Raw genomic sequence first — 12,361 nt, forward strand, 5'->3', positions numbered from 1 at the left:
CACGCACGCCGTAGTGGATGTAGTTACCGGCCAGATCGTCGCCCAGTGACTTCGAGCCAGACCACATAGTCAGGTTACTTGGCGCGAGGTCAGCAGAGCCGCCGAGGAATTCTGGCAACACTTTGCCAAAGACTTCCAGCGCATTCTGCGACGCTTTGCGGCTGGCGATATTGGCAGGATTAGCCTGCAATTCTTCGATAAATTTCTGTGAGTCAGCTTGCCAGTTAGCAGGCAGTTCACCGTTAACGCGGCGTTTGAACTCTTTTGCCAGCTCAGGGTGAGCCTTGGCGTAGGCTGCGAACTTCTCATCCCATGCCGCTTCTTTGGCCTTACCGGCTTCTTTCGCGTCCCACTGGGCATAAATGTCCTGTGGAATTTCAAACGGAGGATAGTTCCAGCCCAGCTGTTTGCGGGTTGCTGCCACTTCAGCATCACCCAGCGGTGCGCCGTGTGCTTCATGGGAGCCGGCTTTGTTTGGTGAACCAAAACCGATCACGGTTTTGCACATCAGCAAAGAAGGTTTGTCGGTAACCTTATGGGATTCTTCGATGGCAGCTTTAATAGAAGCTGCATCGTGGCCGTCAATGCCACGGATCACATGCCAGCCGTAGGCTTCGAAACGTGCGGCAGTGTCATCGGTGAACCAGCCTTCAACGTGGCCGTCGATGGAGATGCCGTTGTCATCATAAAACGCGGTCAGTTTGCCGAGCTTCATGGTGCCGGCCAGTGAGCAGACTTCGTGGGAGATGCCTTCCATCATGCAGCCGTCGCCCATAAAGGCGTAGGTGTGATGGTCGACAATGTCGTGACCAGGCTGATTAAACTGCGCGGCCAGCGTGCGTTCTGCAATAGCAAAACCCACGGCGTTAGCAACACCCTGACCAAGCGGACCGGTGGTGGTTTCCACGCCAGCCGTGTAACCGTATTCCGGATGGCCTGGGGTTTTAGAATGCAGCTGACGGAAGTTAGCCAGTTCGCTCATCGGCAGATCATAGCCGGTGAGGTGCAGCAGGCTATAAATCAGCATAGAACCATGACCATTTGACAGCACGAAGCGGTCGCGGTCAGCCCAGTGTGGGTTAGTTGGGTTGTGGTTCATATAGTCACGCCACAGGACTTCGGCAATGTCAGCCATGCCCATCGGGGCGCCAGGGTGGCCGGATTTCGCTTTCTGCACGGCGTCCATACTCAGTGCACGGATAGCGTTCGCAAGCTCTTTACGAGAGGACATGTTCTACTCCAGGTCGGATTAAAAAAGCAGTCAAGAAAGTCATTTTCTCAGACTAGGCATTAAAACGGCAAACTCTATTCGTGCGCGTGATGAACTTCACAGAATTGGCTTTTAAATCAGTGCGATTTTTAGGAGATCAACTATAGATCGGCAGACGCAAAAAACCTACCTTAACGCTATCCTTACCTTTAACGCCTTTTTACGGCTTTTTTCTGTGTTTAGCTTTTAACTTTTGGGAATCAAAACTGATGAAATTTAACCCCACGCTGTTGAGTCTGAGCGTTGTCGCTCTGCTATCTGGTTGCGCCAATCTGAATACTGATACCTTAATGCAGTCCGGCGCGCAGGCTTATCAGGCAGCAACGCTGTCAGATGCAGATGTCAAAACACTTAGCGTGCAGTCATGCGAAGAGATGGACAAAAAAAACCAGATAGCACCGGATAACAGCCAATACGCACAACGTCTGAAGAAAATCTCCGCCGCGCTTGGCGATAACATCAATGGGCAACCGGCGAACTACAAGGTGTACATGACCAAAGACGTCAATGCCTGGGCGATGGCTAACGGCTGCATCCGCGTTTATAGCGGCCTGATGGACATGATGAACGATAATGAAGTCGAAGGCGTGCTGGGTCATGAAATGGGCCATGTGGCGCTGGGTCACACCCGCAAAGCGATGCAGGTGGCCTACAGTGCAACGGCTGCCCGTTCGGCGGCATCTTCTTTAGGTGGCATCAGCGCAACGCTTTCTCAGTCACAACTTGCTGATCTTGGAGAGAAATACGTTAATGCACAGTTCTCGCAAAAGCAGGAATCTCAGGCAGATGACTATTCGTTCGATTTACTGAAAAAACGCGGTATCGACCCGACCGGCCTGGCCACCAGTTTCGAAAAACTGGCAACGCTGGATAAAGGCGGCAGCATTGGTTGGTTTAATGACCATCCATCCTCCGAGGCCCGCGCTAAACACATTCGCGAGCGTATTGCCGCCGGCAAGTAATATCAAATACGAAAAATTAAGAACCCGATTTTTCAATACCTAAAAAATAGATACAAAAGCCCGACATAAAGTCGGGCGATTGTTTCCGCTAAGCAACGAAAAGTCGCGTCAGGCCGATCAGCCCTTTTTGTACGCCTGAACGTACAGCATTTCCAGAGCCAGAGTGGCCGCTGCCAGCGCGGTTATTTCAGACTGGTCATAAGCAGGGGCAACCTCAACGATGTCCATACCGACGATATCCAGATCCAGATCTTTCAGGCCGCGCACCAGTTTGAGCGCACGATCAGAAGTCAGGCCGCCGATCACCGGCGTGCCGGTGCCGGGCGCATGCGCCGGATCCAGACAGTCGATATCGAAGCTTAGATAAACAGGCAGAGAACCCACGATCTGCTTAACCTGCGCCAGAATATCGTCAACAGTGCGGTCATTAACCTGCGCTGCATCAAGCACGGTGAAGCCCAAAGTTTTGTCAAATTCGGTACGAATACCAATCTGCACAGAATGGTTAGGGTCAATCAGGCCTTCGTTCGGCGCATGGAAGAACATGGTGCCATGGTCGAATTTGCTGCCGTTGGAATAGGTGTCGGTGTGCGCATCGAAATGCACCAGCGCCATCTTACCGAAGTGCTTGGCGTGCGCACGCAGCAGCGGCAGGGTGACAAAGTGGTCGCCGCCAAAAGAGAGCATGCGTTTGCCGGAAGCCAGTACTTTTTCAGCATGCTGTTGCAGTTTGTCGGTCAAGTCCTGTGCATCACCAAAGTTGTACACCACATCGCCGCAGTCGATCACTTTCAGGCGATCACGCAGATCGAAATCCCACGGCCAGCGTTGACCTTCCCATGCCAGATTTACCGACACCTGACGAATAGCTGCCGGGCCCAGGCGCGCGCCTGAACGGCCAGACGTTGCCATGTCGAAAGGAATGCCGGTGATCACCCAGTCAGCATCTGCATCGTATGGCTGGAAATTCAGCGGGAAGCGCAGGAAACCAAAAGCGTTGGAAACCAGCGAATTATCAGGTTGATGGCCCAATGTGCTCATAAAACGATCCTCTTTTGACGTCAGCGCAAAGGCGACGCGATTATTTACCTTAATCCGACCAACTTTAGGCCGGATTATTGCGCGAAATTATTCGTCTTCTTCCAGATAGGTATAACCGTACAGGCCAGACTCAAACTCTTCGACAAACTGCGCCTGAAGGTCTGCATCCAGATCGGTTTCTTTTACCTGATCGCGGAAGCGGCTGAGCAGCACGTTAGGATCCAGCTGCACATATTCCAACATGTCGGCAACCGTGTCGCCTTCATCGGATTGCTGCACTTCGATACTGCCGTCAGGGAAGACGAATACGTCTACCGCAGCGGTATCACCGAACAAGTTGTGCATATTGCCGAGAATTTCCTGATACGCACCGACCATAAAGAAGCCTAGTACCGGCGGATCTTCAGGGTCATACGGAGGCATTGGCATGGTGGTCGCCACGCCGTCACCGTCGATATAGTGATCGATAGTGCCGTCAGAATCGCAGGTAATATCCAGTAGTACTGCGCGACCCACCGGCGGTTTATCAAGACCTTCCAGCGGCAGAACCGGGAACAGCTGGTCAATACCCCAGGCATCCGGCATCGACTGGAACAGCGAGAAGTTGACGTACAGTTTATCCGCCATGCGCTCTTGCAGTTCGTCGATGATCGGACGGTGCGCACGATTACTTGGATCCAGCTGATCCTGAATCTTATTACAGATATTCAGGTAGATATCTTCCGCCCAGGCGCGCTGCGTCAGGTCCAGAATACCGTGTGCGTATTGTGAATGGACGTCGTGCAGATCCATCTGGCTATCGTGCAGCCATTCCCGCAGCGAGCGGCGATTCTCTGGATCATGCATTTCGTTCCAGGTGTCCCACATGCTGCCGAGCGCGCGCGGCGCATCATCAGCCGGAGCAATCGGATCGCGGAATTCATTGCGTTCTACGCCAATGATATTAGAGACCAGTACGGTATGGTGCGCGGTCACGGCACGGCCAGATTCAGTGATCACTGTTGGATGTGGCAAGCCATGTTCATTACAGGCATCGCCGATCCCCCAGATCACGTTGTTGGCGTATTCGTTCAGGCCATAGTTCACCGAACAGTCAGACTGCGAACGTGTTCCTTCGTAGTCAACGCCCAAACCTCCGCCAACATCGAAGCACTGAATATTAACGCCCAGTTTGTGCAGCTCAACGTAGAAACGCGCAGACTCGCGCACGCCGGTGGAGATATCACGGATATTGGAGAGCTGCGAACCCAGGTGGAAGTGCAGCAGTTGCAAGCTATCCAGACGGTTCGCTTCACGCAGCATTTCCACCAGTTGCAGAACCTGCGAGGCCGCCAGACCAAATTTGGACTTTTCGCCGCCGCTGGACTGCCACTTGCCGGAGCCCTGAGACGAAAGACGCGCACGCACGCCGAGACGCGGAGTCACGTTCAAGCGTTCCGCCTCTTCCAGCACCAGTTTTATCTCCGTCATCTTCTCGATAACCAGGTAGACCTTATGGCCGAGCTTCTCGCCAATCAGCGCCAGACGGATGTATTCGCGGTCTTTATAGCCGTTACAGACAATCACCGAGCGGGTCATACCAGCATGCGCCAGTACGGCCATGAGTTCTGCTTTAGAACCGGCTTCCAGACCCAGTGGTTCACCGGATTCAACCAGTGACTCAATCACGCGGCGATGCTGGTTAACCTTAATAGGGTAGACCAGGAAGTAATCACCCTCGTAGCCAAACGACTCGCGCGCGCGTTTGAACGCGGCGTTAATCGAACGTAGACGGTGTTGCAGAATTTGTGGGAAGCAGAACAGCGCTGGCAGACGTTGACCGTCCTGCGCGCGCATGTCTTTCACCAGTTGCGCCAGATCCACGCGGGCCGACGGAACGTCAGGATCGGGGCAAACACTGATGTGGCCCAGTTCGTTGACGTCATAATAATTGTTACCCCAATAGGCAACGTTGTAAGTGCGCAGCATTTTGCTGGCATCACGATCGTTCACGGCAACCTCCTGCATGGAGCGCAAAGAAACCGAATCGCCCGCATGTGACGGACGGTGGGAATGGATGTTATCAGACATAGGTAAATCCTCTTTCTACACTGACAACATGGCCAGCCACTATCGCAGTAACAACAAGTGAGAACAACCCGAACGAATGGCTTTCAGACAGGATGAAATCCTGCGCACCATGGTTCGCAAACTGTTTTTCACTCATGTGATTATAAAATTCATCATTAGACTCCGTGGAACGGGTCAGGAGAAACCTATAGGAATAACGCTCTAAGGTTGCAGGCTACGTCAGTTTTACGGGGAAGGCGTTGTTAACCGGCCCGATGTGCCTGAGTAGCGCTCAGATGTTGCAGACTGAGCTGTCTATAGCCAAGCGGCATAAACGCGGCTGTCCGGCGGACAAGCTGTTTATAACATCGGATTGATGACAGAAATTTTTCAGAAAGGCGTGCAGCAGCAATTAACAATCTCTGCCGGGGATGCTGTTGAAATGTAACAATCGGTAAAAAGTGGGTCATTAACCTAACCACCTCCACACGTGCCACGCATCACCCGCGGGCATTCGAGCTGAGAAAACAGTAATTACTGGGATACGCTGGCGTAGATGTAAAAAAAGTACCGGGCGCGCGCCGTTTATACCGGCAACCTGCTGTAAATGCAAAATGAAAATGCGCCAGAGATTGTTTCCGAGCGTGGATATGACTGCAAAGTCGCACAATAACGCCATATTCATCACAGAAATGACTGGCTTTCGTAACACTTGCTATCCTAAAATAGCCGTCCAGATGTTAATCCGTCTATTTGGATTGACTGTCAAACTGCTTCAAGGCTTTGCCTTATGGGGACATGCAGGACGCAGTGCGACAATGACGAGCTCCGCTCATCATCTGCCAGTCTCCCCAGTGCTATGCAGTGATATCTAACCCGTTGTATAAAGGTAAAGAACATAATGGCTAAACATCTCTTCACATCCGAATCTGTTTCAGAAGGACATCCAGATAAAATCGCCGACCAGATTTCTGATGCCATACTGGACGCGATTTTAGAGCAAGACCCGAAAGCACGTGTTGCATGTGAAACTTATGTTAAAACCGGCATGGTCCTCGTTGGCGGTGAAATTACCACCAGTGCCTGGGTCGACGTAGAAGAAATCACTCGCCAGACTATTCGTGAGATTGGCTACGTCAACTCTCAAATGGGCTTCGACGCCAACTCTTGCGCCGTACTCAGCGCTATCGGTAAACAGTCCCCGGACATCAACCAAGGTGTTGACCGCCTTGACCCGCTGGAACAAGGCGCAGGCGACCAAGGCCTGATGTTTGGCTACGCAACCAATGAAACCGAGGTGCTGATGCCAGCACCGATCACCTACGCACACCGTCTGGTACAGCGTCAGGCAGAAGTTCGCAAAGCAGGTACCCTGTCGTGGTTGCGTCCTGATGCGAAAAGCCAGGTCACTTTCCAGTATGACGAAGGAAAAATCGTCGGTATTGATGCTGTCGTACTGTCAACTCAGCACGCTGAAGATATCGCGCTGAAAGATCTGCAGGAAGCGGTGATGGAAGAGATTATTAAACCTGTGCTACCCGCAGAATGGCTGCACGCCGGGACTAAATACCATATTAACCCGACTGGCCGTTTCGTGATCGGCGGTCCAATGGGTGACTGTGGTCTGACTGGCCGTAAAATCATCGTGGATACCTACGGCGGCATGGCCCGTCACGGCGGTGGTGCGTTCTCCGGTAAAGATCCTTCTAAAGTTGACCGTTCGGCGGCCTATGCAGCACGTTACGTGGCGAAAAACATTGTGGCAGCCGGTTTGGCCGATCGTTGTGAGATCCAGGTCTCTTATGCTATCGGCGTGGCTGAACCGACTTCTATCATGGTAGAAACCTTCGGTACCGGTAAAATCTCCAACGAGCAGTTAACTCTGCTGGTGCGCGAGTTCTTCGATCTGCGTCCTCACGGCCTGATTCAGATGATGGATCTGCTGCATCCAATCTACAAAGAAACCGCCGCATACGGCCACTTTGGTCGCGAACATTTCCCTTGGGAAAAAACCGACAAAGCCGCTCAGTTGCGTGAAGCTGCCGGCGTGTAATTTGCAGAACGAGGTTTATTAAACCCCCGCCATTTTATGGCGGGGGTTTTTATTCCTGGCTATTAAACAGCGAAACTCGAGTGAGAACAATCCGATTAGTGGGAACGATTACAAAAAATAATTCCTTTAAAATCAAAAAATTAAATCAATTAATGATTCTGACATGTCAACATTTGATTGATATAAGTCAAGTATTTGCGTATTACTCTGTGAAATCGTCCCCTTCCCGATTACCACGTCTCATAAAAGCCTCTCACACCTGATAAGAGATCGAACCAATAAGTGTAAGCGATTACAACACTGTGATCTGGCGCACTTTTAGTCAGGGCAAGGGCAAATAACATAACAAGCTAAGCATTATTGCTATCTTTTGGAGGCAGTATGAGTAACTCAACATATGGCAAAAAGAAGCGCTCGAATAAAAGCGTCACGTTCTTTGTCTGTTTTCTGGCCGCACTGGCAGGCCTGCTGTTCGGGCTTGATATCGGCGTCATCGCCGGTGCCCTTCCCTTCATCAGTAATGAATTCCAGATAACCAGCCATCAGCAAGAGTGGGTGGTCAGCTCAATGATGTTCGGTGCTGCGGTTGGGGCTATCGGTAGTGGTTGGCTCAACTTTCGTCTGGGGCGTAAATACAGTCTGATGATTGGCGCCGTTTTATTCGTGGTCGGCTCACTCTTTTCAGCCTTTGCGCCAAATACCGAAGTTCTGATCATCGCACGCATCCTGTTGGGTCTGGCCGTCGGTATCGCCTCTTACACCGCGCCTGTTTATCTGTCGGAAATTGCACCGGAGAAAATCCGCGGCAGTATGATTTCAATGTATCAGTTGATGATCACCATCGGTATTCTGGCTGCCTATCTTTCAGACACCGGCTTCAGTTACACCGGCGCATGGCGCTGGATGCTCGGGGTTATCACTATCCCTGCGCTGTTGCTGTTAGTTGGTGTGTTCTTCTTGCCTGATAGCCCACGCTGGCTGGCAGCCCGGGGCAACGACGATAAAGCGCGCCGGGTGTTGGAAAGATTGCGCGACTCTACGGCTCAGGCCAAAAAAGAGCTGGATGAGATACGCGAAAGTCTGAAAATTAAACAGAGTGGCTGGGGTCTGTTTACCAGCAACAAAAACTTCCGTCGCGCGGTCTACCTCGGCATCCTCTTACAGGTCATGCAGCAGTTCACCGGTATGAACGTCATCATGTATTACGCACCGAAAATCTTCGGTATTGCCGGGTTTGCCAGCACCTCGCAACAAATGTGGGGCACGGTCATTGTGGGTGTCGTCAACGTACTCGCCACTTTCATTGCCATTGGTCTGGTCGACCGTTGGGGTCGTAAACCAACCCTAAAACTAGGCTTCATGGTAATGGCTGTCGGTATGGGCGTATTAGGCACCATGCTGCACATTGGCGTTGAATCAGAAGTGGCGAAATACTTCTCCGTCGCCATGTTACTGATGTTCATCGTCGGTTTCGCCATGAGTGCCGGTCCGTTGATTTGGGTACTCTGTTCTGAAATTCAGCCGCTGCGCGGCCGTGATTTTGGTATCACCGTTTCCACAACAACTAACTGGATCGCCAACATGATTGTCGGCGCGACCTTCCTGACCATGCTCGACACGCTCGGCAACGCCAACACCTTCTGGGTCTATGCCGCACTGAACGTTGTGTTCATCTTCATCACTATTGCGTTGATTCCCGAGACCAAAAACGTCTCTCTGGAACACATTGAACGTAATCTGATGAGCGGTGAAGCCCTGCGTGACATCGGTAAGTAAAGCGTCTTTAGCTTCCTCCCCTGCGAAGGAGAGGAAGCTAAAAATTAGAACTATTTGCATCTCTCTCTTCCCAGATTTATCCTTCGCCAGATGAAAACCTCACGACTCCCAATCGCCCTGCAACAAGCTGTAATGCGCTGCCTGCGGGAAAAACTCCAATTGGCGAACACCCATTTCGGCACGGATCATCCTGAGCCAGAAATCAGTTATCTGCAGCGCGGCACCAGCGCGGGCAGTGCTTACCTGCAACACTGGCAGATCCGCCTGAATCAGGTGCTATTAGTCGAGAATCAACAGCCTTTTGTCGATGAGGTTGTACCTCACGAACTGGCGCACCTGCTGGTTTACCGGCATTTTGGCCGCACCGCAGCGCCGCACGGCAAGGAGTGGCGCTGGATGATGGAGCACGTGCTTGGTGTCAGTGCCAGCCGTACCCACAAATTCGAAACTGCCTCGGTACAAAGTAAAACATATCCCTATTTGTGCGCCTGCCAGGACCACCAACTCACCGTGCGCCGCCATAACCGGGTGATGCGTAAAGAGGCTGAATATCGCTGTCGTCATTGCGGTGAATTGTTACGATTCAACGTCAAAGGCAGCGGTTAATCGTTTGATTATTCAACAATAAAAATCATCATTCGCTGATTGTCAGCTCACCCTGTATCCGCTACCCTGCCCACTTTTCGCATCAGGTATTTTTGGAATATGTTTCGCAAAATTGTTGTAACTGTTGTTGTTCTCGCCGCGTTAGCCTCTTTTTCCACGCTCAGCAAAGGCATTAATAACTTCACTCAGGCCAAAGCCGAAGCGGTAAAAATCAATCAGGGTGCAGCGACATTTTACTGCGGCTGTGACATTAACTGGCAGGGCAAAAAGGGGACGCCGGATCTGCAATCCTGTGGCTATCAGGTACGGAAAAGTGAATTACGCGCGAATCGAATTGAGTGGGAACACGTGATGCCGGCCTGGCAGTTTGGTCATTTACGCCAGTGCTGGCAGGACGGCGGACGCAAAAGTTGTGCGAAGGATGAGGGCTATCGCCAGATTGAAACCGACCTCCACAACCTGCAGCCTTCGATTGGTGAAGTGAACGGCGACCGTAATAATTTCATGTACGGCCAGTGGAATGGCGGAGAAGGCCAGTACGGACGCTGCGAGATGAAAGTCGATTTTAAAGCCAAAGCAGCAGAGCCACCGGCCCGTGCGCGCGGCGCTATCGCGCGCACCTATTTTTATATGCGCGACCGCTATCAGCTGAATTTATCCCGCCAGCAGACGCAGTTATTTACCGCCTGGAGCAAGCAATATCCGGTCACTCGTTGGGAATGCGAACGCGACGAGCGTATTGCACAAGTTCAGGGGAATCATAATCCTTACGTTCAGCAGGCTTGCGTACAACGAAAAAGCTAACTTAGTATTAAACACGTCCCAAGAGCACATTAGCCCGCGACAACGCGGGCTAATGTCGCCAAAATAGCCCACTTAAACACTTTAAGGACAGCAGCCTCACATGCGCATACCTCGCATTTATCACCCGGAACCCCTGAACGCTCACAGCGAAATTGCGCTCTGCGAAGATGCTGCTAACCACGTTGGGCGCGTGCTGCGGATGCAACCCGGCCACTTGATTCAATTATTTGATGGCAGTAATCAGGTCTTTGAGGCCAGTATCACTCAGGTTGATAAAAAAAGTGTGCGTGTCAGCCTGAGCGAAGGCGTGTTGTCTGACAACGAATCTCCGCTCAATCTGCATCTCGGGCAGGTGATCTCACGCGGTGAGAAGATGGAGTTCACCATTCAGAAATCCATCGAGTTAGGTGCCAACACCATTACTCCGCTGTTTTCAGATCGTTGCGGCGTAAAGCTTGATGGCGAACGGCTGGAGAAGAAGTTGCAACAGTGGCAGAAAATCGCTATTGCCGCGTGCGAGCAGTGCGGCCGTAACCGTATTCCAACAATTCGCCCAGCGATGCAGCTGGAAGCCTGGTGTGCAGAGCAGGATGACAGCCTGAAGCTGAATCTGCATCCGCGCGCCAGCCACAGCATTAATACCCTGCCGCTGCCGGTGAACCACGTTCGCCTGCTGATCGGCCCCGAAGGCGGCCTGTCCGCCGAAGAAATTGCAATGACCTCCGGCTACGGATTTACTGATATCCTGCTGGGACCCCGTGTTCTGCGTACAGAAACTACAGCACTCACCGCGATAACGGCCTTACAGGTTCGTTTCGGCGATCTGGGTTAAGAGGAGACCAAATGATTAAGCTTGGCATCGTAATGGACCCTATTTCGTCCATTAACATCAAAAAAGACACCAGCTTCGCGATGTTGCTGGAAGCACAAAGCCGTGGTTATGAACTGCATTATATGGAGATGAACTCTCTGTATCTTCGCGGTGGTGAAGGCCGTGCCTTGACACGTAAACTAAATGTTAAGCAGGATTACGACGGCTGGTATGAATTCGGCACCGAGCAAGATATCGCCCTGCAGGAGCTCGACGTGATCCTGATGCGTAAGGATCCGCCGTTTGATACCGAATTTATCTATGCCACTTACATCCTTGAACGCGCTGAAGAAAAAGGCACGCTGATCGTTAACAAACCGCAGAGTCTGCGTGACTGTAACGAAAAACTGTTTACTGCCTGGTTCCCGGAACTGACCCCCGATACGCTGGTCACCCGCAATGCAGCGCAGTTAAAAGCTTTCCATCAGGAGCACACCGACGTCATCCTCAAGCCGCTCGACGGCATGGGAGGCGCATCGATTTTCCGCCTGAAACCGGAAGATGCTAACGTGTCAGTGATCATCGAAACACTGACTGAACACGGTAGCCGTTTCTGCATGGCGCAGAACTATTTGCCGGCGATCAAGGACGGCGACAAGCGCGTTTTGGTTGTCGATGGTGAACCGGTGCCCTACTGCCTGGCGCGCATTCCGGCTAAGGGTGAAACCCGTGGCAATCTGGCTGCCGGTGGTCGTGGTGAAGCACGTCCACTGACCGAGAGCGACTGGGCCATTGCCCGTAAAGTGGCTCCCGTGCTGAAAGAAAAAGGGCTGATTTTTGTCGGTCTGGACATCATTGGCGACCGCCTGACTGAAATCAACGTTACCAGCCCGACCTGTGCTCGTGAAATCGAAGCCGCCTTTCCGATTTCCGTCACCGGTATGCTGATGGACGCGATCGAAAAGCGCTTAGAAGCACAATGACATTAC

Annotated in this window: 10 protein-coding genes; 7 read left to right on the plus strand and 3 right to left on the minus strand. The window is 52.0% G+C overall.

Annotated elements, in window-relative coordinates; all coding sequences use genetic code 11:
* Window positions 1–1,231: transketolase family protein (locus ACMV8I_RS09760; protein ID WP_498865037.1), on the minus strand; the 1,231-nt coding region annotated here is incomplete at its 3' end.
* 248 nt (window positions 1,232–1,479) lie between these two features.
* On the opposite strand from ACMV8I_RS09760, the gene loiP reads away from it, so the two are divergent.
* A complete protein-coding gene (gene loiP / locus ACMV8I_RS09765; RefSeq protein ID WP_498865038.1) occupies window positions 1,480–2,232 on the plus strand; it encodes a metalloprotease LoiP in 753 nt (250 codons plus the stop codon).
* Window positions 2,233–2,349: 117 nt separating this feature from the next.
* Here loiP and speB read toward each other — a convergent pair whose 3' ends face one another.
* Together speB and speA are read right to left on the minus strand one after the other, a co-directional pair.
* Window positions 2,350–3,273: an agmatinase gene (gene speB, locus ACMV8I_RS09770; RefSeq protein WP_498865039.1), complete on the minus strand. Its 924-nt coding sequence runs from the start codon at window positions 3,271–3,273 to the stop codon at window positions 2,350–2,352.
* Between the two features lie 87 nt (window positions 3,274–3,360).
* A complete protein-coding gene (speA, locus tag ACMV8I_RS09775) occupies window positions 3,361–5,343 on the minus strand; it encodes a biosynthetic arginine decarboxylase (RefSeq protein WP_498865040.1) in 1,983 nt (660 codons plus the stop codon).
* Between the two features lie 880 nt (window positions 5,344–6,223).
* Between speA and metK the strand changes: the two genes are divergently transcribed.
* The 6 genes from metK (at window position 6,224) to gshB (ending at window position 12,355) form a co-directional block, all read left to right on the plus strand.
* On the plus strand, window positions 6,224–7,375 hold the full coding sequence (metK, locus tag ACMV8I_RS09780) for a methionine adenosyltransferase (protein ID WP_498865041.1): 1,152 nt from the start codon (window positions 6,224–6,226) through the stop codon (window positions 7,373–7,375).
* Window positions 7,376–7,756: 381 nt separating this feature from the next.
* On the plus strand, window positions 7,757–9,151 hold the full coding sequence (locus tag ACMV8I_RS09785) for a sugar porter family MFS transporter (RefSeq protein WP_498865042.1): 1,395 nt from the start codon (window positions 7,757–7,759) through the stop codon (window positions 9,149–9,151).
* A gap of 90 nt (window positions 9,152–9,241) precedes the next feature.
* Entirely contained in the window at window positions 9,242–9,757 is a 516-nt protein-coding gene (locus tag ACMV8I_RS09790; RefSeq protein ID WP_498865043.1) for a SprT family zinc-dependent metalloprotease, read from the plus strand.
* A 99-nt stretch (window positions 9,758–9,856) separates the two neighbouring features.
* Entirely contained in the window at window positions 9,857–10,561 is a 705-nt protein-coding gene (endA, locus tag ACMV8I_RS09795; protein WP_498865044.1) for a deoxyribonuclease I, read from the plus strand.
* A 100-nt stretch (window positions 10,562–10,661) separates the two neighbouring features.
* Entirely contained in the window at window positions 10,662–11,393 is a 732-nt protein-coding gene (gene rsmE / locus ACMV8I_RS09800) for a 16S rRNA (uracil(1498)-N(3))-methyltransferase (protein WP_498865045.1), read from the plus strand.
* An 11-nt stretch (window positions 11,394–11,404) separates the two neighbouring features.
* Complete coding sequence (gshB, locus tag ACMV8I_RS09805; protein WP_498865046.1) at window positions 11,405–12,355, plus strand: glutathione synthase; 951 nt, start codon at window positions 11,405–11,407, stop codon at window positions 12,353–12,355.
* Window positions 12,356–12,361: the final 6 nt, after the last annotated feature.

Source organism: Ewingella sp. S1.OA.A_B6 (assembly GCF_049889095.1).
In the GTDB taxonomy this organism is placed as follows: Bacteria; Pseudomonadota; Gammaproteobacteria; order Enterobacterales; family Enterobacteriaceae; genus Ewingella.

Coding starts and splice junctions, on each gene's coding strand:
- speB (WP_498865039.1), bottom strand. CDS start 3,273: ATGAGCACATTGGGCCATCAACCTGATAATTCGCTGGTTTCCAACGCT.
- ACMV8I_RS09790 (WP_498865043.1), top strand. CDS start 9,242: ATGAAAACCTCACGACTCCCAATCGCCCTGCAACAAGCTGTAATGCGC.
- gshB (WP_498865046.1), top strand. CDS start 11,405: ATGATTAAGCTTGGCATCGTAATGGACCCTATTTCGTCCATTAACATC.
- endA (WP_498865044.1), top strand. CDS start 9,857: ATGTTTCGCAAAATTGTTGTAACTGTTGTTGTTCTCGCCGCGTTAGCC.
- loiP (WP_498865038.1), top strand. CDS start 1,480: ATGAAATTTAACCCCACGCTGTTGAGTCTGAGCGTTGTCGCTCTGCTA.
- rsmE (WP_498865045.1), top strand. CDS start 10,662: ATGCGCATACCTCGCATTTATCACCCGGAACCCCTGAACGCTCACAGC.
- metK (WP_498865041.1), top strand. CDS start 6,224: ATGGCTAAACATCTCTTCACATCCGAATCTGTTTCAGAAGGACATCCA.
- speA (WP_498865040.1), bottom strand. CDS start 5,343: ATGTCTGATAACATCCATTCCCACCGTCCGTCACATGCGGGCGATTCG.
- ACMV8I_RS09785 (WP_498865042.1), top strand. CDS start 7,757: ATGAGTAACTCAACATATGGCAAAAAGAAGCGCTCGAATAAAAGCGTC.